At 40.1% G+C, this 22362-nt stretch carries 22 protein-coding genes; 7 read left to right on the forward strand and 15 right to left on the reverse strand.

Annotation, left to right across the window (positions count from 1 at the left end):
• Positions 1-88: 88 nt before the first annotated feature.
• Together IE199_RS08555 and IE199_RS08560 are read left to right on the forward strand one after the other, a co-directional pair.
• Positions 89-2308 (forward strand): bifunctional 2',3'-cyclic-nucleotide 2'-phosphodiesterase/3'-nucleotidase, encoded by a 2220-nt coding sequence (locus tag IE199_RS08555; RefSeq protein ID WP_229854611.1) that lies wholly within the window; start codon positions 89-91, stop codon positions 2306-2308.
• 190 nt (positions 2309-2498) lie between these two features.
• On the forward strand, positions 2499-2936 hold the full coding sequence (locus IE199_RS08560) for a GNAT family N-acetyltransferase (RefSeq protein ID WP_229854613.1): 438 nt from the start codon (positions 2499-2501) through the stop codon (positions 2934-2936).
• A 59-nt stretch (positions 2937-2995) separates the two neighbouring features.
• Here the strand turns inward: IE199_RS08560 and IE199_RS08565 are convergent, their stop codons facing one another.
• From IE199_RS08565 to IE199_RS08575, 3 genes are all read right to left on the reverse strand, one after another.
• Positions 2996-4000, reverse strand: coding sequence for a substrate-binding domain-containing protein (locus IE199_RS08565; protein WP_229854614.1), 1005 nt, complete (start codon positions 3998-4000; stop codon positions 2996-2998).
• A 185-nt stretch (positions 4001-4185) separates the two neighbouring features.
• Positions 4186-4431, reverse strand: a complete 246-nt coding sequence (locus tag IE199_RS08570; RefSeq protein WP_189769199.1) for a DUF2024 family protein — start codon at positions 4429-4431, stop codon at positions 4186-4188.
• 11 nt (positions 4432-4442) lie between these two features.
• Positions 4443-5189, reverse strand: coding sequence for a hypothetical protein (locus IE199_RS08575; protein WP_189769200.1), 747 nt, complete (start codon positions 5187-5189; stop codon positions 4443-4445).
• Between the two features lie 103 nt (positions 5190-5292).
• On the opposite strand from IE199_RS08575, the gene IE199_RS08580 reads away from it, so the two are divergent.
• The gene (locus IE199_RS08580; RefSeq protein WP_189769202.1) at positions 5293-5844 is read left to right on the forward strand and encodes a MarR family winged helix-turn-helix transcriptional regulator; all 552 of its coding nucleotides are present in this window, start codon (positions 5293-5295) and stop codon (positions 5842-5844) included.
• A 16-nt stretch (positions 5845-5860) separates the two neighbouring features.
• Here IE199_RS08580 and IE199_RS08585 read toward each other — a convergent pair whose 3' ends face one another.
• From IE199_RS08585 to IE199_RS08595, 3 genes are read right to left on the reverse strand one after another with little or no spacing between them, the layout of a single operon-like run.
• Positions 5861-6493, reverse strand: a complete 633-nt coding sequence (locus IE199_RS08585; protein ID WP_189769204.1) for a DUF6058 family natural product biosynthesis protein — start codon at positions 6491-6493, stop codon at positions 5861-5863.
• An 8-nt stretch (positions 6494-6501) separates the two neighbouring features.
• The gene (locus IE199_RS08590; protein WP_189769206.1) at positions 6502-6816 is read right to left on the reverse strand and encodes an antibiotic biosynthesis monooxygenase family protein; all 315 of its coding nucleotides are present in this window, start codon (positions 6814-6816) and stop codon (positions 6502-6504) included.
• Positions 6813-7154 carry an NIPSNAP family protein gene (locus IE199_RS08595; RefSeq protein WP_189769208.1) on the reverse strand — a complete coding sequence of 114 codons (342 nt, stop codon included), beginning with the start codon at positions 7152-7154 and terminating at the stop codon, positions 6813-6815. Before IE199_RS08595 ends, IE199_RS08590 begins: the two co-directional genes overlap by 4 nt.
• A gap of 73 nt (positions 7155-7227) precedes the next feature.
• Between IE199_RS08595 and IE199_RS08600 the strand changes: the two genes are divergently transcribed.
• The gene (locus tag IE199_RS08600) at positions 7228-7941 is read left to right on the forward strand and encodes an ArsR/SmtB family transcription factor (protein WP_308436237.1); all 714 of its coding nucleotides are present in this window, start codon (positions 7228-7230) and stop codon (positions 7939-7941) included.
• Here the strand turns inward: IE199_RS08600 and IE199_RS08605 are convergent.
• From IE199_RS08605 to IE199_RS08615, 3 genes are all read right to left on the reverse strand, one after another.
• Positions 7919-8824 (reverse strand): AraC family transcriptional regulator, encoded by a 906-nt coding sequence (locus tag IE199_RS08605; RefSeq protein ID WP_189769212.1) that lies wholly within the window; start codon positions 8822-8824, stop codon positions 7919-7921. The two genes, IE199_RS08600 and IE199_RS08605, sit on opposite strands and share 23 nt — an antisense overlap.
• 173 nt (positions 8825-8997) lie before the next feature.
• The gene (locus IE199_RS08610) at positions 8998-11169 is read right to left on the reverse strand and encodes a xanthine dehydrogenase family protein molybdopterin-binding subunit (protein WP_189769214.1); all 2172 of its coding nucleotides are present in this window, start codon (positions 11167-11169) and stop codon (positions 8998-9000) included.
• A gap of 3 nt (positions 11170-11172) precedes the next feature.
• The gene (locus tag IE199_RS08615; RefSeq protein WP_189769216.1) at positions 11173-11634 is read right to left on the reverse strand and encodes a (2Fe-2S)-binding protein; all 462 of its coding nucleotides are present in this window, start codon (positions 11632-11634) and stop codon (positions 11173-11175) included.
• A 373-nt stretch (positions 11635-12007) separates the two neighbouring features.
• On the opposite strand from IE199_RS08615, the gene IE199_RS08620 reads away from it, so the two are divergent.
• A complete protein-coding gene (locus IE199_RS08620; RefSeq protein WP_189769218.1) occupies positions 12008-13018 on the forward strand; it encodes an XdhC family protein in 1011 nt (336 codons plus the stop codon).
• A gap of 64 nt (positions 13019-13082) precedes the next feature.
• Here IE199_RS08620 and rho read toward each other — a convergent pair whose 3' ends face one another.
• Together rho and trxA are read right to left on the reverse strand one after the other, a co-directional pair.
• Positions 13083-14342, reverse strand: a complete 1260-nt coding sequence (rho, locus tag IE199_RS08625; protein WP_189769220.1) for a transcription termination factor Rho — start codon at positions 14340-14342, stop codon at positions 13083-13085.
• 189 nt (positions 14343-14531) lie between these two features.
• Positions 14532-14858 carry a thioredoxin TrxA gene (gene trxA, locus IE199_RS08630; RefSeq protein ID WP_189769222.1) on the reverse strand — a complete coding sequence of 109 codons (327 nt, stop codon included), beginning with the start codon at positions 14856-14858 and terminating at the stop codon, positions 14532-14534.
• A 223-nt stretch (positions 14859-15081) separates the two neighbouring features.
• Here trxA and rhlB point away from each other — a divergent pair, with 223 nt between their 5' ends.
• Both rhlB and IE199_RS08640 read left to right on the forward strand, forming a co-directional pair.
• The gene (gene rhlB, locus IE199_RS08635; RefSeq protein WP_189769224.1) at positions 15082-16341 is read left to right on the forward strand and encodes an ATP-dependent RNA helicase RhlB; all 1260 of its coding nucleotides are present in this window, start codon (positions 15082-15084) and stop codon (positions 16339-16341) included.
• A 15-nt stretch (positions 16342-16356) separates the two neighbouring features.
• Positions 16357-17856: a Ppx/GppA phosphatase family protein gene (locus IE199_RS08640; protein ID WP_189769225.1), complete on the forward strand. Its 1500-nt coding sequence runs from the start codon at positions 16357-16359 to the stop codon at positions 17854-17856.
• On the opposite strand, the gene IE199_RS08645 is transcribed toward IE199_RS08640, so the two are convergent.
• From IE199_RS08645 to IE199_RS08660, 4 genes are read right to left on the reverse strand one after another with little or no spacing between them, the layout of a single operon-like run.
• Entirely contained in the window at positions 17853-18704 is an 852-nt protein-coding gene (locus IE199_RS08645; RefSeq protein WP_189769227.1) for a DMT family transporter, read from the reverse strand. The genes IE199_RS08640 and IE199_RS08645 overlap by 4 nt on opposite strands.
• A 1-nt stretch (position 18705) precedes the next feature.
• Positions 18706-19728 (reverse strand): porphobilinogen synthase, encoded by a 1023-nt coding sequence (hemB, locus tag IE199_RS08650; protein WP_189769229.1) that lies wholly within the window; start codon positions 19726-19728, stop codon positions 18706-18708.
• A gap of 27 nt (positions 19729-19755) precedes the next feature.
• The gene (locus IE199_RS08655) at positions 19756-21576 is read right to left on the reverse strand and encodes a sensor domain-containing diguanylate cyclase (RefSeq protein WP_189769237.1); all 1821 of its coding nucleotides are present in this window, start codon (positions 21574-21576) and stop codon (positions 19756-19758) included.
• Positions 21577-21578: 2 nt separating this feature from the next.
• Complete coding sequence (locus tag IE199_RS08660) at positions 21579-22361, reverse strand: TatD family hydrolase (protein ID WP_189769245.1); 783 nt, start codon at positions 22359-22361, stop codon at positions 21579-21581.
• Between the last annotated feature and the right edge of the window lies 1 nt (position 22362).

The raw sequence follows: 22362 nt of genomic DNA on the forward strand, positions 1-22362 counted from the left end.
AATTCGTCATGAAACTTTCACTTTAGTCTCTCCTTAGTGTTATACAAAACAACTAACGTTTTTGTTCTTCTATTGAAAGGAAAGCGTTATGAGATTGAGTTCTTTTATAAAAACAACATTAAGTATCAGTATTATCTCCCTTTTATCTGCCTGTAATGGCGATGATGGTAAAGATGGAATATCCGGTTTCAATGGTGCCAATGCAGTCACCTCGTTGATCAACCAAACACCATTGTCGTTAGGTAATGAAAATTGTAATTACGGCGGTGTACAAATTGATTCTGGTTTGGACAGCAATGCAAATAACCTATTAGACACGACAGAAATTACCTCTACGCAATACGTGTGTGCAGCAATGCCCCCTATCAGTAACGTTAACCTACGTATTATGGAAACAACTGATATTCATATGTATCTGGCTAACTATGATTACTTTAGCCAATCAACATCTGAAACTTTAGGTTTTGCCAACACAGCAACTTTAATTAAACAAGCTCGCGCCGAAGTAAAAAATAGCGTACTCGTTGATAATGGCGATTTAATTCAAAACAGCCCACTTGGAGATTACGAAGCGTTAATTCGTAAAGACGACATTATGACTGGTGGTACACACGTAGTATTTAAAGCATTAAACCTGTTGGAATATGATGTTGGCAACTTGGGTAACCATGAGTTTAACTTCGGCTTAGACTTTTTAGACGCTACCTTAGCAGGGGCAAACTTTCCTTACATCAATGCCAATGTTTATAAAAAAGACGCGGATAATGATCCAACAAATGATGAAAATCGATATACACCTTATTACATTCAAGAAAAAGTAGTAACCGACGAAAACGGTAATCAACACATACTCAATATTGGTTACTTAGGTTTAACCCCTCCGCAAATTATGCAATGGGATAAAGCCCATTTAGACGAACATGTTATCGCCAAAGATATCGTTGAAACCGCTCAATATTTTGTTCCTAAAATGAAAGAAGAGGGGGCAGATATTATAATTGCCATTCCTCATTCTGGCTTAACTTCTAGTGCACGCGAAGACATGGCGGAAAATACCGCTTTATATTTATCTAAGATTGATGGTATAGACGCAATTTTATTTGGTCACAATCATCGTTTATTCCCTGGTGATGCATCGTACAACGGCCATGAAGCAGCAGGCATAGATAATGTAAACGGTAAATTAAACGGCATTCCTGCGGTGATGCCAGGCTTTTTTGGTAATCATTTGGGAGTTATCGATCTTGTAATGCGTCCTTCTACTGATGGCAATTGGACTGTGACCTCATCAAGTGTACAAAACAGGGCGATTTCAAGCGGCAGTGCTCGTAATGGAGACTTTGTTGATTTAGCACAAGCGGATCAACAAGTGTTAGACGCAATTGATGTTGAACACAAAGCCACGATTCAATGGGTTAGCGATCCATTTGCAAAAATTTCAGCTCCAATATTCTCATTTTTTGCCTTGGTTCAAGACGACCCTTCTATTCAAGTGGTTTCTGATGCGCAAATAGCCTGGGGCGAAGCATTTATTCAAGGCACTGAACTAGACGGTTTACCGGTACTTTCAGCAGCAGCACCATTTAGAGCTGGCCGTAACGGCATTGACGATTATACAAATGTTTCAGCCGGTGATATCGCCTTACTCGATACCGTAAGTTTATATATTTATCCAAACACCATTCGCATGGTCCGATTAACTGGTGCCGATGTGAAGGAGTGGTTAGAAAGAAGTGCAGGTCAATTTAATCAAATAGACCCCAATAGCACAGCTCAACAGCACTTACTCAATAACGCATTTCCATCGTACAACTATGATGTTATTGACGGTGTTACTTATGAAATTGATGTAACACAGCCAGCTAAATATAGTGTTGACGGTGCATTAGTAAACGCCAATAGCCAACGCATAGTTAATCTACGATACAACGGGCAACCCATTGAATTAAGTGCCGAGTTCTTGGTTGTTACCAACAATTACCGAGCATCTGGTGGTGGAAGCTTTCCAAATATTGATGGCACCAGTCGTGAAACATTTGAAGGCCCTGATGAAAACCGCGGTGTTTTGCGAAATTACATTATTTCTCAATCAGCACAAGCTGGTGATACTGGTTTTGATCCCTCTGCTGATAACAACTGGTCGTTTAAAGCCATTGAAACTAATGTTGATTTGAATGTGGTATTTAGAACATCACCTTTAAATGAAGTTACTACATTAGCGGAAGCTTTGCCTGCAGTAAGCCCTACGTCACCACTACAAACAGACGAAAATGGTTTTGCCTTGTATCAAATCAATTTAAAGCAATAAGTATTTACTGTATGCGGCGTATCTTATGCGCCGCTATTTTTATTTTGATAAGACAATATTTTATCTCAACTTATACATCCAACATTGTCCAGTACATAAATGTCTTACCTTCAACCTTGTAAGAAACAAAACAAAGCGTTATTTTTCCACAAAACATCTGATTTCAAACTTGAAAATGTAAGGCTTTACGTTGGCAATTAATCGTTCAAATCACAATATTAATATTCAATTAAAACAGACAATGCCGACTGTACTAGAGTACAAACAACTTCGTGCACTTGTTGGTTGGACTGATGTCGATTCAAACATGGTTAATATAGCGCTGAAAAACTCGTTGTTCCATGTAACCGCCCGATATGATGCAACACTAATAGGCATGGCAAGAGTAATTGGAGATGGTGCCATGTTTTTCTACGTGCAAGACCTTGTTGTGCATCCTGACTTTCAAAATCTAGGAATTGGACATAAATTAATGGAACACATTGAACAATATCTCGCGCAAAACACAAAACAAGGGGCGACAATTGGGCTTTTATCTGCGCAAGGCAAAGAATCGTTTTACTTGCGTTATGGTTATATGAAAAGATCAGGCGACCCATGGGGGTTAGGAATGTGTAAATTTATCTAACTTTATACCCAGATAATCTCATACATGGATATTTACCCAGAGATTTAACACGATGAATTTTAGTAATTAGTTGTGCAAGTAGTCGCGGTTTCTGGCGTACAATGATGAAAACCAAGGTAATAGTGTGATTTATCTGGCAGCTGTTGTTTTGTTATATAGTCGATTAATAAACTTGCTCCTAGCTTCCCCATTTCAAAGGGTTTCTGACCTATATTAATACTGGAAAGTCCCTGCGCTAACGCTTGCAACTGCATTGGCTCTGTATCAGCAGAAACAACGATCAACTCCCCAGAATCGATTTGTTTTTTGTAAGGTTCAATCACTGCCATATAATTTTCGTTAAACTGTGCAAACCCCGCAACAGCAATAAATATCGGCGGAACTCGAAAATTTAACACACTTTCCAACTGTTCTAATGCTAAATCACGTTTACCCAAACTAAACATCGGACAGCTTGGGTGCTCACGCCAGCCTTGTTTACCTTTCATTTTATTTGCCTTTTGCTGTGACAAAGCAAATCGAATACCGGCGATTCTTTCATTTAAATTTGGAGTGGTGGGGTGACCAGATTGAATACATATCGATTGTTCTGCACGTAGTACAAAGTTGTTCTTTACGTACTTGCCTAGCGCTTGGCCAAAGGCAAAATTGTCAGTGCCGACATATGCGAGACGATATTCGGCATGTTCAGGTAATAAATCTGAATCAAAAGTAATTACAGGAATATTTTCTTCTTTCAGTGAGGCTAATACTTCTTTCACCAAAAAATGCGAATCAGTTGTTGCAATCAATAAGCCGTCAATGCCTTGTTTCACTAATTTTTTTACGACACTAACTTGAGCTCTAATATTTTGAAAATCCATGCCACCATCATAAATACATCGAACATTTTTATACTTTACGGCATAAGCCTGACACCCTTTGAAGGATTGTTGGTAAAAGCTGTCATTCTTAGTTTTACCAACAACTCCAAGCACAATTTCCGCAAAGGCAACTTTTGATGATAAAACCAATAAAAACAAAACAATAGAAAATGTAGTTAATGAATTTATAAATGATCGCAATTTATTCAACAACCTTATAATTTACGACTGATGTATGACCAAAAGTTTAGCTATTGAGATCAAATTATTCAAAATTTCTGTTTTTGAAAGCCCGATCAAATCGATTTGTAAGTTATAAGAACCAGACGACCATTTATTGGAGTTACAGCAGTGCTCACATAAAAAGCTTGAGCACTGCACTGTTTTTATAAACGGATAATGCTGTATCCGTGCTGCTCAATTTGAAGTTGCACCTCAGGGTTAGCAGATTCACTGTGACAAAAATTACAGTGTCCTTGTTTTATACGATCAACTGAAACACCAAGACTATTTAGATACGTTTCAGCAAATTGCTGTACTTTGTCTTTGTTATGATCATCAACAAGCACGTCAAAATGAATATATTCGCCGGCGATCGTATAAACGTGGGTGTCGTAAACATGAACATTCATCTTCGTCTCCTTTACTTCACTTTGCCCGGTAAACTTAAATCTCCCGAGGCAACATCAAACACTTTAGCGACACATAACAGTGGCGCATGAACCTGTTGATTAACCCTTAAACCCGCAGTAACACCATCAAAGGAAAAATTTTGTGCAAAACCTACCGAAGACAGTGGTACTTTTACCAACACTTCGCTGTTTTCTATGGAAAAATCAAACCCTGGACTGTCAATAAATAACGGTAGCTCAGGCCAAGTTGCCGGCAACTTAGGTGATGTATTAGCTGCAATATCTTTCACTTTCAGTGCTCCTTTGCCGCAACTGTCATCAGGTACCAAAACCACCCAATGACTGTGCCAATTGTCACCATCATTGGTTTTGTTACCATCATTATCTTCATCATAAAGTGGCGTATCATCAAAATCAGGATGAATCGTTAATGCCAGTGCCAGAATGCCTTGATCGGCATCAAAGCCAACCGATGCACTGTTTAACGTAGTTGGCCACACATAACTATAAACTTCTGCGCCTGCCAATTGGCCATTTGCTTTTGGCTTATCAATACCTGCTTTTCCATTAACAGCTTGCTGAAATACCAAATGAGCACCTTGTGTGGTTACTTTTGCATGCACAATATCAAAGCTTGCTAAGGTTTCTGGACTTTTTGACGCCAAGATATGCCCTTGGTGTTTATCATGTGCAGCAGTTGAGCTGCTATAAGCCAATGAAATACAGGCTAAAGCTGTGATTGTTGCTGTAAGTTTCATATTATCTCCTAATACATAAACATAGTTTCGACTCGATACATTATTTATTAAGCACAATATTTTTCTACTTGTCAAACAAGTTTTGACTCGATACTATCAACTTATGAAAGAAAATATATTTAATGTAATAGAACGTTTGGCAAACCTGACCCGACAAGAAGCACGTGTCGCAGGTTCGGCTGAGGGATTGCAACCGGTGCAGCAAGAAGCACTGCATTTTTTGTCCATTTGTAATAAATATTCCGATACGCCGATCGCCGTCACAGAATATTTAGGTTTAACCAAAGGCACGGTGTCCCAATCACTGAAGGTGCTGGAAAGTAAAGGACTGATCGAAAAAGTTAAAGACGAAGTAGATAAACGCATTACTCACTTAAAAGTCACTAGTACTGGCCTAGCGTTTATTGCGTCTACCTCGCCACCAGAAAAATTCACTCAGGCAATAAGTGAGATGCCAGAGCAAGATCAGCAAACAATGTTAACACTGCTTAAATCAACGTTGCGCCATTATCAATTAGCGTCTGGACGCAAAGGTTTTGGTGTGTGTAAGCAGTGTAAATTTAATCAATCAGTGAAAGACAATTTTGTCTGTGGCTTAACTGAAGAGCCTCTGTCGATCAAAGATGTTGAGTTAATTTGTCGAGAGTATGCTTAAGCGCTTTAATTTTACGTCAAACACTTAATTCAAACTGACACCGAACATCGTCGATATATGTTTTCCTGGAGCTACCTTGTCGTTCATGTGGCGCAAAAAGCGCACTTGCCTGATCGAGCATTGTTACCGCTGTATTTAACAAGTTAGATTCATGTTCGTTTAATGCTTGTTTTGCCAACAAGGTTTTTATTACACCGATACAACTTTCTTTTACCGCTATATCGTGTGCCAATCCAGATTTAGTGCATAGCCCATAGGTACCATTAAGAAAGTGCTGCCACTCTGATGTTATGTGATCATCACCCAGGTTTATTGTGTCGAAAAATTCATGACCAAACACATTTTTTAGCTTATCTAACACTTGTTGGTATTCACTTTTAAATATCGCGTAGGCCTGTTCAGCATCACTCAACTTAGCAACTTGTTGCAACCAATCTATTGTACCTTTTGCGTAAAAACTGAGTGATTGTTGCTCTTGATACTCACCAAAAAACGACTCGCAACTCACCTTACACATCACGCGATAAGCAGGTAATGGCACCAAGGCTTGTGACTGCCACAATTGCAGCTGCTTTTGACTAATACCAGCACGCTGCACTAATTGTTCTTCGCTATAAAAATGTTCAAATAAATAAGTTAACAAACTCATTTCCACTCCTACTCTATAGTTGAATGCATTGCATACTGACGAGTAATAGAGGCAACCTTAATGCTGAAATCAGCAAAGAGAGCGCTTTTCCCTTTGTATTGTGCTTCTTGATGCAATACGTTATTGCGCCAGTGCTCAATAGCCGCTTCGTCTTGCCAGTATGATAACGACAGTAACTTGTTATCGTCATTTAAGCTTTGAAACCGCTCTATCGAAATAAAACCCTCAATATCGTTTAGCAATGGACGTAGCTCTCTTGCGAGCTCTAAATACTGTGCTTTAGTATCAGCCTTAGGGGATACTTCAAAAATCACCGCTATCATAGTGGTTTAACCTCATTGCACTTTAGATAAGTGCTAATAACAGGTTTTAAAAATTGACGCGTTTCTTCAACAATAAATTGATGGCTTTGGGCAAAAGCAAAATTGTCACGGCCTAGTTCATCTGATTTTAACCTGGCTCGGTATACCTCATAATCGGCTAAGCTAGCAAAACTTATCAAGCCATATGCCGTATCATTGGTACCTTCATGAGGTAAAAAATATCCAATGAGCTGCCCACCACAAGCAGGAATGGCTTGTGCCCATTGATCAGCATACTGTTCAAACTCTGCCAATTGATAGGGGTTAATTTTGTATTGGATAAAACAGGTAATGCTCATTAATATAGTCTCCTTCAAGTTTGGAGCCACTTTAATGTGCCATAAAATCTGATGCTTCGAGCGCTATCGAACTATGCTAAAAAGGAACAAGCCGTTGCAACCCGACATTTCCATTGTAGCCAATCTAATAGGTGAGCCTGCCAGGGCCAAAATGCTAACCGCTTTAATGACAGGTAAAGCATTAACCGCTACAGAGTTGGCGTTGGAAGCAGACGTTACCGCGCAAACGGCGAGTAGTCATTTGGCAAAATTGCTAAAAGGCGAGTTACTGGTTGTTAGAAAACAAGGAAGGCATAAGTATTTTCAGCTTCGCAGTGTCGATGTTGCTGAACTTGTAGAGAAAATGCTTAACTTATCGGCTAGTATTCAACAAAATTCGATTAAAACAGGCCCGGTAGACCAAGCATTGCGCCATGCTCGCGTATGTTACGACCATTTAGCAGGGGAGCAAGGAGTAGCCTTATTTGACGCTTTGTTAAATCACGGATTTATCGCAGAAGAAACAAACCAAGCGACTTTAACGGATAAAGGGCTGCTATTTTTTAGTGAACTAGGCGTTGATTTTAAAAAGGTAAATCAATCTAAACGCCCAGTATGCAAAGCCTGCCTAGACTGGAGCGAAAGAAGAAACCACCTCGCAGGGCAACTAGGTGCTTGGATGCTCAATTATGCCTTTGAGAAAAATTGGGCAAAACGTGATCTAACAACCAGAGCCGTTCATTTTAGTACCCAAGGGAAAACAAAATTTGCTAGCTGTTTTGGCATTAAACAAACACGCGGTAACTAAGCTCTATCGCTCGACTTGGTGGCAAGCCAAAATAACGTTTAAATTCACGACTAAATTGTGAAATGCTTTCATAACCTACCTGCAAAGCGGCTTCACTTGCTGATACACCATCTTTGACCAACATATTTTTTGCACGGTTAAGCCGTACTTTTTTAATGTACTGCAATGGCGAATCGGTAATACTTAGTTTAAACGCTCGATGAAAAGCCGATGTGCTCATACCAGCAATATCAGCCAACTGCTCTACACTTATTTTTTCATCAAAGTGTTCATTGACAAAGTTTACCGCCTTAGTCACTTTGTAATAGGTGCCATCTTGAGTTGCAAAGTTGACTAATATCTGGCCTTGAGGGCTAGTTAAAATAAGAAAATACAACTCTTCTAAAATACCTTCTATCAAAGCTTCGGCTTCCAATTTATTATGTAAAGCTTGCAATAACCTAGAGATACAGTCGGCGAGTCGTGGAGTTTTGCTAGTGACGTCAAATCCTAGAGGATAGTTTTCACTGTCTTCCGCCACCTTAAAGCCATTGAGCTTTAGTAGCTCCATGGTTTTAAATACCATATCTTGCTCTAAACGAATGTAAAAGCCTGACAACGCTCCTTCATCAGTGATAAATGCTTCACATTCCATTGGGTAAGCCGAGGTGACAATCAATAAGTTATCACTTCCGTATTCCAGAGGGTGTTGATTAATATGGGCAATTTTACGACCTGAAAGCACGACAAAAATACCTGGTTCATAAAGCACAGGACATTGATGTTGATATTCACAAGTATTGAACAAGGTGATTTGTTGACAATAAGTTGAACGAAACCCTTCAAAGCCAGCGCAATCTAGCGCTTCAAGCAAAGAGTGAAACATCGTTAAATTTGTTTTCATAACAACTAGCTACATTAATACACTGAATACATATTACAACGGCTGATCGCTAACTCAAGATAAAGGCTAGAACTTTGCAGCATTAGGTAAACTAAAAGTAGCATTAGGCAATTATTCGCCAGCTACCACTATTTATTGGGTAGTAGCTGGCTTTGGATTTAATACCAAGTGGTTCAAGTATTTATCGATTTTGCAAACGGCAATCTTGTTATTTGCTGGCCAGTAAGGCGACGCCAAGCATTAGCGACAGCAGGACCTATTGGCGGAACACCTACTTCACCAACACCCGTAGGCGCATGCGCTGATTTAATGATCTCCACCTCAATTTCAGGCATTTCATTAATCCGTAATACTGGATAATTATGGAAGTTACTTTGGTTAACATCACCTCCATCAGCCAAGGTAATTTCACCATGTAAAATAGCATCTAGCCCATACCCAATGCCGCCCTCAATTTGTGCTCGGATCACATTAGGGTTAACAGCCACGCCACAATCTACCGCACACCAAACTCGATGTACTTTTGGCATACCATCACTTCCCTTAGAAACCTCAGCGATTTGTGCAACATAACTACCAAAAGATTTAACCATAGCGACACCACGCATACGCCCAACCGCCGGCTTGCCAGCCTGTTCAGCCATTTTTTTCACTGATACTAACACCTGGGCTTCTCTTGGGTACTCAGCCAGTAATGCTACTCGTCCATCCACCGGATCGGCATTGGTTTTTTCTAGCAATGTATCAATCAGTGTTTCGACAACGTAACCAGTATGTGTGTGTCCAACGGAACGCCACCATAAAACAGGGACTCCAGTATGCATATCCGTCAGATTAACCTGAAAATGCGGAACAGCATAAGGTTGGTTGTGTGCACCTTCAACTGAAGTTGGATCAATACCGTTTTGTATCATTCCTGCAAAGGGACTATTCGCAACAATAGATTGCGTTGCGACCTCTTGTTGCCACCCAAGAATATTGTTGTCCTCATACGTGGCTTTAACTTTATGAACCGCCATGGGGCGATATCGACCACCTTGAATGTCATCTTCTCTAGTCCAAACCAATTTCACCGGCACAGGTTTTTCGAACGCTTTGGTCACCAAAGCCGCTTCTAATGCTAACCCAGAATCTGGCGTTGTCCTGCGCCCAAAACTGCCGCCGGCAAGCAAGGTATTGATTTGTACTTTTTCAGGTTTTACGCCAAATACTTGCGCTATTGTCGCTTGATCAATGGTGGGGATTTGACTGCCAAACCATGTCGTCACTGCGCCATTTTTATGTTGCACGACAACGTCTAATGGCTCCATAGGCGCATGAGCTAAATAAGGAAATTCATAACTCAGTTCTATGGTATTTTCTGACTGCGATAAAACATCTTTTATTTGCCCGCGTTCACCAGCGACTTTGCCAGATGATGCTAATGACTGATGAAAGTCATTAAACAACACCTTGCTTGAGCGCCGTTCAGCCTTGCTATTATCCCATTGTATCTTAAGCTCACGTCGTCCCTTAATCGCCGCAAATGTTGACGTTGCATAGACGGCTACACCCGTAGCAATTTGCTTAACGTCTATCACACCTTTTACTTTCAAGGTGTTAGTGGCATCAAAAGAAGCAACTGTACCACCAAATTTTGGAGAATGAGCAACGGTAGCAACAACCATGTCATCTAAATGAACATCCATTGTGTATTGCGCATTGCCGCTAGATTTGTCTGCAGTATCGAGTTTCGGTAAGTCTCTACCAATTAACTTAAACTGCTCTGGTGTTTTTAACATAACCTCCGCGGTGGGGGAATCCATACCTGCAGCGGTTGAAACCAAGTCTCCAAATGTCGCTTTTTTTCCTGTCGTTTTATCAAAAATAATGCCGCGATTAACCTCAAGCCGCTCCACAGGTACTTGCCATAATTTAGCGGCAGCTTGTTTTAGCCACTGTTTTGCATGCGCACCTGCTTTTCGCATTGTTAGATAACTACTAGCTATTGCTGTAGATCCACCTGTACCTTGAATACCAAACAAGGAATTAACATATAATTTGACATCTGCAGGTGCATGTTCAGCTCGAATTTGACTCCAATCTGCATCTAACTCTTCTGCTGCTAAAGTCGCAAGGCCAGTAAAGGTTCCTTGGCCAAATTCAATATGTTTACTTAAAACTGTCACCGTGTTGTTGGCATGAATCTTAATAAAAGCATTTGCCGTTGCAGATGAAACGGGTTGAGCTGCTGTCGCCGACTTGCTCGCTAACATAGGTAAATACATACCTATCACTAAACTTGTCGATGTTCCCTTTAAAAAAGTGCGACGTGAAACTGGCTTATCAATGAGTTTGTCGTTCATCACTTACTCCTTCAACTTATCTGCAGCTAAGTGGATGGCTTTTCTAATACGGCTATAAGTAGCACATCGACAAACATTTCCCGCCATACTGGCATCAATATCACTATCAGTTGGAGTCGAGTTTTTAGTGAGAAGATCCACTGCGCTCATGATTTGACCTGACTGGCAATAGCCACACTGCGGAACATCTAATTCATTCCAAGCGGCTTTGATTGCATTAGCGGTTTTGCTGGATACCGCCTCTATGGTGGTAATTTCTCTGTTTGCTACTCCAGCTATTGGCATAGTACATGAGCGTTGCGCACTACCATCTATGTGCACGGTACAAGCGCCACACATTGCCATGCCACAACCAAATTTGGTGCCTGTTAATTTAAGCTCGTCACGGAGCACCCACAATAGCGGCGTATCTTCGGTGACATCAACCTCTTTATTTACACCATTAACTTTTATATTTATCGTCATATAGCCCCCTTTATCACTGTTTATACTCATCAGTGCGACGATGTATCAGTCAATCGAGTTGTTTATTGAATAGGCATGGCAATACAAAAAAACCGCTAGCTATGACGTCAATAAAAATAAAACTCGCTCTAAATTTAGTGTAAATAAAGCGCTTTTGCTTAGTCATGCTTAAAATTATTTTATTCTTGCCTATTTCTCCTCATTTAACTATTCAGGCAGCTTTAGGCATAAATGAAGTTGGATCAGGTAACATAATTTGTAACCAATTTGCGACAATGCTTTTTGAGTAAACATGTATTTAACATCAAAGTTATGGTAACTATGGTGGTCATGTGTGATTCGCTTCACAGCCGAAGGAAGTAGATAACGTATTATGTCGACGTCGTTAAAAGATATTTTAGCTAGCTGGTACCCATTAAAAGATCAAACAGATTGGGTACTCTGTACTCTGTATAAAACGCAAGGTTCAAGTTATCGAAAATCTGGCGCCATGATGATGTTTTCAGGTGATGGCAGGCAATTAGGTTTATTGTCTGGCGGTTGTTTGGAGGGGGATATTCAGCGTCGAGCCAAACAAGTGATGTCAACTCAGTTAGCAACAACTGTCACATATGACGCGACTGACGAAGACGACTTAACGTTTCAATTGGGCATTGGTTGTGGCGGTATAGTGCATATTTTGATGCAGCCGGTATCACACAATAATCACTACTTAGCGCTAGATGTTTTATTCGATACTTTACAAAATGAAGGCTGTGGCTTGTATCAGCAGGAAATTCCAGACACACAACGCCCCGCAGTAGGAAAATTTGAAGCAATAGATCATGATGGTCGTTGGTCTGTCGACAGAAAAACCACTTTATTCTCTGAAAACGACACCACCTGGTTACATACTTATATTTATCCTGATCCGCACTTGTTAATTGTTGGTGGTGGTTACGATGCCAGACCGCTCTCTTCACTTGCTAAGCAATTAGGCTGGGTTGTATCTGTCTGGGATTCCAGACCAGCAAATGCCAGAAAAGCCTATTTTAAAGAGGCTGATCACATATTAAACGGTACAGTAGAAGCCTTGGCCGACTTTGCAAAGCAGCATAAGATCGCTGCTATCGTTTTTATGTGTCACAGCGTGAGTTTAGATGCCAAAGCATTAGCAACGCTGCACCAAATCCCTGCAAGCTACCTCGGCTTATTAGGACCTAATCACCGCAAGCAACAAGTTATTGAAGCTAGCGCAATAGATGTAAAAAACCTAAGTACACCACTAGCAGGCCCTATAGGTTTAAATATTGGCGGGGAAACACCAGAGAGCATTGCTTTAGCTGTTTTAGCCGAGATTCACGCCATCCTGTGCCAACGCCAGGCATCGTCATTGAGTCTTTAATAGCAACCGAAAAGTACAAACAAAAACGCCGGCTAAAGCCGGCGTTTTTCTCGTATATCTTTTATTATTTACGTTTCATTGAATCAAAGAATTCATCGTTGGTTTTGGTCATCGCCAATTTATCAATTAAGAATTCCATTGCGTCAATTTCACCCATTTCGTGAACGATTTTACGTAAAATCCACATTTTTTGTAGCTCGTCAGGCTTAGTTAATAGCTCTTCACGACGAGTACCACTGCGGTTAAAGTGAATAGCAGGGAATACACGTTTCTCGGCAATTTTACGAGACAGGTGTAATTCCATATTACCTGTACCTTTAAACTCTTCGTAGATAACTTCATCCATTTTAGAGCCAGTTTCAATTAACGCTGTAGCGATAATTGTTAAGCTACCACCTTCTTCGATATTACGAGCAGCACCAAAAAAGCGCTTAGGACGATGTAATGCGTTAGCATCAACACCACCTGTTAATATCTTACCTGACGAAGGAATAACCGTGTTATAGGCACGAGCTAAACGGGTAATTGAATCGAGAAGAATAACTACATCTTTTTTGTGCTCAACTAAACGCTTAGCTTTTTCAATCACCATTTCTGCTACTTGCACGTGGCGGCTAGCTGGTTCATCGAAAGTTGAAGCTACTACTTCACCTTTAACCAAGCGTTGCATTTCAGTAACTTCTTCTGGACGCTCATCAATTAGCAATACCATAACTTCACATTCAGGATGATTGTAAGTAATGCTCTGCGCGATATTTTGTAGTAATAATGTTTTACCTGCTTTTGGCGGAGCAACAATCAAACCACGCTGACCTTTACCAATTGGTGCGGCAAGATCAAGAACACGAGCAGTGATATCTTCCGTAGAGCCATTACCACGCTCCATACCTAAACGGTGATTTGCATGGATTGGTGTTAAGTTTTCAAATAACACTTTATTGCGTGAGTTCTCTGGCTTGTCAGAGTTAACTTCATTCACCTTTAACAGTGCAAAATAACGCTCACCATCTTTTGGTGGGCGAATTTTACCTTGTATGGTGTCACCTGTACGCATGCTAAAGCGGCGAATTTGACTAGGTGATACGTAAATGTCGTCAGGGCCAGCTAGGTAAGATGAGTCTGCCGAACGCAAGAAGCCGAAGCCATCTTGTAATATTTCTAATACGCCGCCGCCGAAGATGTCTTCACCACTTTTTGCGTGTGCTTTTAAGATCGCAAAAATAATATCTTGCTTTCTGTTACGCGCTAAGTGCTCTAGTTGCATTGACTCGGCTAAGGCGAGTAGTTCTTTGATAGATTTTTGTTTGAGTTCGGTAAGATTCATAATGAGGTTCTTAAACTTTTAAACGTTTTTAATGTGCCTGCTGGCTTTGTTTATTGAATAGATGTTGAGTTAAAGAAGAAATGTTCTTTTCAGTTGAAATATAAAGTTAGCATTAAAATATAAATGCGTAAAGCCTGAACATATCAGAAATTAAAAAGGCTCGTATTTTACGAGCCTTTCTTTAAGAAATTATAGATTTGCGTCAATAAATTCTTTTAATTGTGTTTTTGATAAAGCGCCAACTTTAGTATCAACAACGCTACCACCTTTAAACAGTAGTAAAGTTGGAATGCCACGAATACCAAATTTTGGTGGCGTGTCAGCGTTTTGGTCAATATTCAGCTTGCTTACAACAAGTTTGCCGTCATATTCTTCAGCAATGTCATTTAGCAGCGGGGCAATCATTTTACAAGGACCACACCATTCTGCCCAAAAATCAACTAATACTAAGCCTTCTGCATTTAATACATCAGATTCAAAGCTATCGTCGCTCAGTTGAATAATTTTATCGCTCATTTCTTTCTCCGTTCTTTTTGGCTAGTTGCCAATTGTTCGAGATTATACCCGTATCTAAGTGAATTGCTATAAATAAAAATTTATAGAATATATTCGTTTACTTCGCCAAAATAGCGTTAAATGTTGAATAACCGTCTTGATTCAAGCCCAATTTAAAGCAAATCTAACGAATTATTCAATTGGCAGTATTTATTAAATCAACAACCTGTTAAGCTTAGCGGCTATGAATAAGACACATTTATCAGACAAAAAATTCTCTGACCTTAATTTAGCACCCAAGGTTATTGAGGGACTACATGCCATGGGATTTGAGCAATGCACCAATATCCAAGCAAAGTCCTTACCCGTGCTTATAGAAGGTCGAGATATCGCTGGCCAAGCACAAACTGGCGAAGGTAAAACAATTGCCTTCCTTGCAGCTACATTCCACCAACTTCTAAAAAACACTTCTGTTGATCATAACCAACCTAGAGCTCTTATTATGGCACCAACTCGTGAGTTGGCAGTTCAAATCCATAAAGATGCTTTGGCTATGGCAAAATCAACTGGCTTACGCCTTGGTATTGTATATGGGGGCGAGGGTTACGAATCACAACGTCAAGTATTGGAACAAGGTGTAGATATTTTGATCGGCACTTGTGGCCGACTCATTGATTATTTTAAACAAGGTGTGTTTCAGCTCGATAAAATAGAGGCCGTGGTCCTAGATGAAGCTGACCGTATGTTTGATTTGGGTTTTATCAAAGACATTCGATATTTATTCCGTCGTATGCCTGCGCCGAATCAACGATTGAACATGTTGTTCTCTGCTACTCTCTCTTTCAGAGTTAAAGAATTAGCGTTTGAACACATGAATGAGCCGGTTAGCGTAGAAATTGAACCGGAACAAAAGACCAATATTCGCATCTCTGAAGAGTTATTTTATCCATCTAACGAAGATAAAATGAACTTACTGCAAACGTTAATTGAAGAAGAGTGGCCAGAAAAAGCCATCATCTTTGCCAACACCAAACACAGTTGTGAAAACGTTTATAACTATTTAGTTGCCGATAAAATTCGTGTTGGATTGTTAACTGGCGACGTAATTCAAAAGAAACGTTTAAAAATTCTTGAGCAATTTAGCCAAGGGCATCTTGATGTTTTAGTTGCAACAGATGTAGCGGCTCGTGGTTTACACATTCCACAAGTAACTCATGTTTTTAACTATGATTTACCTGATGATTGTGAAGATTACGTTCATCGTATAGGTCGAACAGGACGCGCCGGTGCTACTGGTCACGCCATCAGTTTTGCCTGTGAAGAATATGTCTTTAACTTACCGGCGATTGAGGAGTATATTGAACATACTCTACCAGTCAGTAAATATGATCCTGACGCCTTGATCACTGATTTTCCAACACCTAAACCAAGGTATAGGCGCCATAAACCCCATAATGGTGGTTTAAATCGTGGAAAAACAGGCGGCAATAGACGCAAAAACTAGCACGTAGTACAACATATGGATAGCTGTAAACAACCTTCTCCTCTTTATGCTGTTATCGACCTCGGTTCAAACAGCTTTCATATGTTAATTACACGACAGTTAGCCGACAGCGTACAAATTGTCGATAAAGTAAAACGTAAAGTACGCTTAGCATCAGGTTTAGATAGCAATAATCACTTATCACAAGCGGCTATTGCCAGAGGCCTAGAGTGTTTAAGCTTTTTTGCTGAACGTTTACAAGATATTCCCAAAGAAAATGTCAAAATAGTTGCCACCGCAACTGTTAGGCTCGCAGCCAACAAAGATGAATTTCTTCAACAAGCCAATAAAGTTCTTGGGCAAAATATTCAACTGCTTACTGGCGAAGAAGAAGCACAATACATATACCAAGGTGTTGCATTTACCAGTTGCGGTCCAGAAAATCGATTAGTGTTTGATATTGGCGGTGCCAGTACAGAAATCATCGTTGGCCAAGGGACGACACCGCTCAATGTGGTCAGTTTAAATATTGGCTGCGTAACCTTTTTAACGCAGTTTTTCCCCGAGCAAAAAATCACCGCCAACGCTTTTGAGCAAGCCATTCAACACGCTGCCCAATTAATTTCACCTTATGTACAAAGTTATCAAAATATCGGTTGGCAAGTAACGTTAGGTGGTTCTGGTACTATGCAAGCCTTAGCTGAAATGCTGTTGTTTTCCGGTAAAGCGCCGATCATTACTCGTGATTATTTAACCCAAGTTAAACAAGAGCTTATTAATCAACAACATATTTCAGCAATAAACATAGCAGGATTAACTACCGAACGTGCGGTCGTAATTCCTAGCGGCTTAGCTATTCTTATCGCATTGTTTGACCAATTTGCCGTCGACAAACTGCAAATATCTAGTGGCGCGCTGCGTGAAGGGCTGCTCTATCAAATGCTACCAGCACATCGAGAAACCGATATCAGACAACACGCGGTCAACTCCTTAATGGAGCGTTTCCATGTTGATAAACAGCACGCTAATACAGTGTTAACACAAGCATTCAGCTTATATGGCAGCGTAAAGGATGAGTGGCAACTGCAAAATGCTAATAACCTAAGTTTATTAAAAGCTTCATGCCAGCTACATGAAATTGGCTTGCTGATCGACTTTAAACATCATCAAAAACATAATGCCTATATCATCAATCACTCGGATTTGCCTGGTTTTGACGTAGCAGAAAAGCAACTTTTGTCTTGTTTGGTCCAACAATACAAAGGTGATATCGATACTCATGCTTTGCAGCAACAAGCCTGCTGTGATCTAGAAGAAGCTTATAAGCTATTAGCAATTTTGCGACTTTCAGTGATATTGTGCCGTCGACGTAAAGATGATGTTTTACCTCATTACAGCTGTTATGCCAAAAACAACAAAATATTTTTGTGTTTACCCGAACCTTGGCTTGTAAAGCACCCGCTTATTGCCGATGAATTGCTTCAAGAAGCCGATCATATTGCAGCTTTAGGGCTAGCCTTAACGATTCAGTGCTAGTGACTTTTTAATACCCAATAGTTACTCAGTAAAATTACACTTCCACCAAAAATAAAAGCACCTGTTAAAGGTTCAGCCAACAAGATATATGCAGCAATTGCGCCGTAAATCGGCTCTAAACTCACCGCAACCGATGCAGTATGGCCAGATAGCTTTTTCAACGAAAAATTAAACAATGAATGCGACAGTGCGGTAAAAATAACACCCAACACTAAAAGCCCCAGCATGGTATTGCCTGACGGTAAGATATCAAAAAAAGAAATGAAAGGGAGTAAAAGTAGGGCTGCTACAGCATTTTGATAACAAGCGACAATTTTGGCGGACTGACTGACAACAAATTTTCGATTAACCAACGTTAAAATGGCAAAGGTAAACGCAGAGAATAATCCCCATAAACATCCTTGCACTTGCTCTTCACTAATACCTACCTGAGGTATAACCCAATAAACACCAAATACAGTTAAAGCAGCTTGAGCAAGCCGAATCATTTTAAATGATTCTTTAAAACAAAGTGGCTCTAACAAACTGACCATCACAGGGAACGTGGCAAAAGTGATCAACCCTAATGACACATTTGCTAGCTGAATAGCATGGAAAAAGCTCGTCCAGTGAGCAGCCAATAGTGCACCACTTAACGTTAATGCCAATAGCAATTTTTGAGAAACATAAAACCCGGTATTTCTTGAACATTTAATAAAAAGAAATAGCGCAAGTGCTGCAAAAAATGCTCTTCCAAAGACAATATCTATCGCAGATATTGATAGCCACTTGGCAAATAAACCAGATAAGGCAAATAACAATACCGCACCATGTAGTGCGGCATAGTGAATTTTGCCTTCATTATTCAACTTATTTGTCTTCTTTTAGCCAGTAGGCCACTTTTTTTGCAAAATAAGTCAAAATACCATCGGCACCTGCACGCTTAAAAGCCAACAAACCTTCCATCACACAAGGCTTTTCAGCTAACCAGCCATTTTCAATTGCAGCCATATGCATGGCGTATTCACCACTGACTTGATAAGCATAGGTCGGTACTTTAAATTCATGTTTTACTCGACGTACGATATCTAAATAAGGCATACCAGGTTTTACCATTACCATATCTGCACCTTCATCTAGGTCTTGTGCAATTTCATGCATGGCTTCATCGCTATTTGCAGGGTCCATTTGGTAAGAGTACTTGTTACCACCTTTGATATTACCTGCAGAGCCTACTGCGTCTCTAAATGGTCCGTAGTAGTTAGAGGCATATTTAGCAGAATAAGCCAAAATACGTGTATTTACATGTCCGGCACTCTCTAATGCTTCGCGAATAGCACCAATGCGCCCGTCCATCATGTCAGAAGGTGCAACGACGTCAGCACCAGCTTGGGCGTGAGATAACGCTTGTTTGACTAAAACTTCGGTCGTGATGTCGTTTAACACATAACCTTCATCTTTACCTTGCTCACCTAAAATACCGTCTTGACCATGTACCGTAAACGGGTCTAACGCGACATCGGTAATAACACCTAATTCAGGGAATTTTGCTTTCAACGCTCGAACCGTGCGTTGGGCTAAACCTTCTGGATTATAGGCTTCTTCTGCCATCAATGACTTTTTATCATCGGGTGTCACAGGGAAAATAGCTATTGCAGGAATTCCTAAGTCAACTAGCTCTTGAGCTTCTTCTAGCAACAGATCGATACTTTTGCGTTCAACACCTGGCATTGACGCAACGGCTTCTCGTTGGTTTTCACCTTCAAGGACAAATACTGGGTAAATTAAATCATTCACCGTTAACTGATGTTCAGCCATTAAACGTCTAGAAAAGTCATCGCGGCGCATTCTGCGCATACGACGTGCTGGAAATTGACCAAAATGGGCACTCATAAAAATCTCCTCAAAACTTAAAAGTCATTACGTGGCAGTAATTGCGAATTCTTTAACTTGATTTCGACCGTTTTCTTTCGCTTGATACAAGGCTTTATCTGCCGCATTAAAAATATCGATTGGATTAACATCCGACTGTTGTTTGTAAGTACTAACACCACATGAAATGGTTAACGATATTGAATGTTGTTCTATAGAAAATGAAGTTGTTACCACTTGTCTGCGCAATTCTTCTGCAATTGATATTGCCCCATCAGTATCGGTTTCAGGCAATATTAAACAAAACTCTTCCCCACCATATCGGCAACCAATATCAGAACTGCGACGTAGGCATTGTTTAATAAGTTTTGCCAACTTAATCAAACAAGTATCACCGCCAGTATGACCAAACTGATCATTGATGGTTTTAAAATGGTCTATGTCTATCACCACTAAACTTAGTGGTGTTAAGTTTCTTCGGCTGCGGCGAAACTCAGCCAGTAGCTTTTGATCGTAATAACGACGGTTAAATAAGCCGGTAAGTTCGTCGATGGTATTTTTTTGTTCTAGTTCTCGATTAGCCTCTTCAAGCTCTTGCAAAGCGATGTTTAACTCTAAGGTACGTTCCTGAACACGTTGCTCGAGCTGCTCCTGAGTTTCTTCTTGTAAAGACAGTAATTCATCTTGCGCCTGACGAGACATTAGTGCATTTTTCAATGCTGCTTTTTGGGCAACTTGTTTTGCATTAATTTCCAAACTAGCCTGTCGTGCCATGATAAAGATGATCAGTAAACCTGTTAGCCAATAACCTATGGTAAAAAGCTCTGCATTAAGCTCAAATATTCCATAAAACAATACATTAAGCACACTCGCTGAAGCTTGTAACAACACAAAAACAGTAAATAGGTGCGCCAGCGAGTGTTTAATGCGCCATAAATGTATGACCAACGGCAACAAAAGAATGGTGACAATGTGATAAATAACATTGCATAACATTACGTTGGTATCAAAAGACAAAAAGTAACTCAAAGCGACATTTACCAGCATGCTCAAACCAAATGCGTAGTAAACGAGATAAAGTTTTTTATTTGTCGTTTTGAGCGTAAACAACTCACTGCTAAACCATAAAATGGCTAAAGCACTCAACGAAGTAAATATTGGAAACTCAACCCCCTGAACATTTTGATATTCAGGGTAAAAGCTATATAAGTTAATTCCGTGCATTACCGCTAAATTGATTGCCAACAAACAAAAGTAACCGGTTAACAACAAAATGGTTTTATTCGCTGTGGCGAAAAAAACGAAAACTAATACAATGGCAATAGCTCCAATGCCACCAATGGCTATTCCTGAGGTAAAATAGTCAGTCGTTAATCGCGCTTCAAACGCACTTTCCTCTAATAAGGTAAGATTAACTTTATTCTCAGCCCTTGAGTGCACTTGTATGTAATACGTAACAGTTTCATTAGGTGACAAGGTTAAGTGGCTATAAATTAGATTATTTATACGATGCTCACTAGGATGTGAGTTAAGCTGGGTATCGCCAGTTAACCGATAAATCGCTTCATTGAATACAAACTGCCTACCATCAATAACTAGCACTCTCTCCAGTGACTGAGCTGAGTTATTGTGTAATCGAACAGCAAGCCAATTTTTTCCTTCCGCTAATTGAATTGCAGAAGATTGGTAGCCAATCCAGCGTTCTGGACTAATCGAGCTGATATTTTTGTCAGTTAGTTGCTGTGAAATAGCTGATGGCAGTACGAAATACTCTTGGTTGATCTCATTGGTTGTTGTACTGGCATTACTTTTAAATACTGAAAAACACAGTACAAAACACCAAACCAATGTGCGAGTATAAAAATCCATAACTACTCCAAAGCAAATACTCGTGCACTATTACGCGTGCTGTACTCAATGATATCTTGTTCACTACAAGACATGGCTTCGGCCAACTTTGTTACAACATAGGGTAAAAAAGCCGGTTCATTTCTACTGCTTTTGGGTTTTGGTCTAATATTCCTTGGTGTTAAATAAGGCGCGTCTGTTTCAATCATTAAACGGTCAAGCGGAATATGTTTAACAATATCAAACAATGGTTTTCCACGTCGTTCATCACATACCCAGCCAGTAATTCCAATATACATACCAGCTTCTAAACATTGTTTTAACTCTGCCTCATTGCCAGTAAAACAATGCGCAACCATAGCAGGAATAGATGATAAATAAGGTTCGAGAATAGCAAACCAAGCTTGAAAAGCGTCCCTTTGGTGCAAAAATAAAGGCATAGACAAACGTTGAGCTAACGCGACTTGCTCGGCAAAAACACGTTGCTGGTTTTCTGGTGTTGAAAAATTTCGGTTAAAGTCTAATCCACATTCACCAATGGCTTTTACTTGAGGTAACAAAGCAAGTTGCTCAAGGTCAGCTAAATAGCCATTGCTAACATTATCTGCATCATGAGGATGTACACCTGCGGTGCTAAACATAAATTGAGGGTTCATCGAACAAAGCTCTGCAGCGTGCTTACTCTCACTAACATTAGTGCCAGTAAGCAGGATCGCCGATAAACCAGCTTCCTGTGCTCTGGTGATCACTTGTTCCCGATCTTTATCAAATCGGTTACTGGTTAGATTAACCCCAATATCAATCAAT

It is taken from the genome of Thalassotalea marina (assembly GCF_014656435.1).
Lineage (GTDB): Bacteria > Pseudomonadota > Gammaproteobacteria > Enterobacterales > Alteromonadaceae > Thalassotalea_C > Thalassotalea_C marina.

What these genes read in the sequence shown, in the direction of transcription:
- IE199_RS08555 (WP_229854611.1), top strand. Translation starts at nt 89, where the DNA reads ATGAGATTGAGTTCTTTTATAAAAACAACATTAAGTATCAGTATTATC.
- IE199_RS08570 (WP_189769199.1), bottom strand. Translation starts at nt 4,431, where the DNA reads ATGAATGTTCATGTTTACGACACCCACGTTTATACGATCGCCGGCGAA.
- IE199_RS08575 (WP_189769200.1), bottom strand. Translation starts at nt 5,189, where the DNA reads ATGAAACTTACAGCAACAATCACAGCTTTAGCCTGTATTTCATTGGCT.
- IE199_RS08580 (WP_189769202.1), top strand. Translation starts at nt 5,293, where the DNA reads ATGAAAGAAAATATATTTAATGTAATAGAACGTTTGGCAAACCTGACC.
- IE199_RS08585 (WP_189769204.1), bottom strand. Translation starts at nt 6,493, where the DNA reads ATGAGTTTGTTAACTTATTTATTTGAACATTTTTATAGCGAAGAACAA.
- IE199_RS08590 (WP_189769206.1), bottom strand. Translation starts at nt 6,816, where the DNA reads ATGATAGCGGTGATTTTTGAAGTATCCCCTAAGGCTGATACTAAAGCA.
- IE199_RS08595 (WP_189769208.1), bottom strand. Translation starts at nt 7,154, where the DNA reads ATGAGCATTACCTGTTTTATCCAATACAAAATTAACCCCTATCAATTG.
- IE199_RS08600 (WP_308436237.1), top strand. Translation starts at nt 7,228, where the DNA reads ATGCTAAAAAGGAACAAGCCGTTGCAACCCGACATTTCCATTGTAGCC.
- IE199_RS08605 (WP_189769212.1), bottom strand. Translation starts at nt 8,824, where the DNA reads ATGAAAACAAATTTAACGATGTTTCACTCTTTGCTTGAAGCGCTAGAT.
- IE199_RS08610 (WP_189769214.1), bottom strand. Translation starts at nt 11,169, where the DNA reads ATGAACGACAAACTCATTGATAAGCCAGTTTCACGTCGCACTTTTTTA.
- IE199_RS08615 (WP_189769216.1), bottom strand. Translation starts at nt 11,634, where the DNA reads ATGACGATAAATATAAAAGTTAATGGTGTAAATAAAGAGGTTGATGTC.
- IE199_RS08620 (WP_189769218.1), top strand. Translation starts at nt 12,008, where the DNA reads ATGTCGACGTCGTTAAAAGATATTTTAGCTAGCTGGTACCCATTAAAA.
- rho (WP_189769220.1), bottom strand. Translation starts at nt 14,342, where the DNA reads ATGAATCTTACCGAACTCAAACAAAAATCTATCAAAGAACTACTCGCC.
- trxA (WP_189769222.1), bottom strand. Translation starts at nt 14,858, where the DNA reads ATGAGCGATAAAATTATTCAACTGAGCGACGATAGCTTTGAATCTGAT.
- rhlB (WP_189769224.1), top strand. Translation starts at nt 15,082, where the DNA reads ATGAATAAGACACATTTATCAGACAAAAAATTCTCTGACCTTAATTTA.
- IE199_RS08640 (WP_189769225.1), top strand. Translation starts at nt 16,357, where the DNA reads ATGGATAGCTGTAAACAACCTTCTCCTCTTTATGCTGTTATCGACCTC.
- hemB (WP_189769229.1), bottom strand. Translation starts at nt 19,728, where the DNA reads ATGAGTGCCCATTTTGGTCAATTTCCAGCACGTCGTATGCGCAGAATG.
- IE199_RS08655 (WP_189769237.1), bottom strand. Translation starts at nt 21,576, where the DNA reads ATGGATTTTTATACTCGCACATTGGTTTGGTGTTTTGTACTGTGTTTT.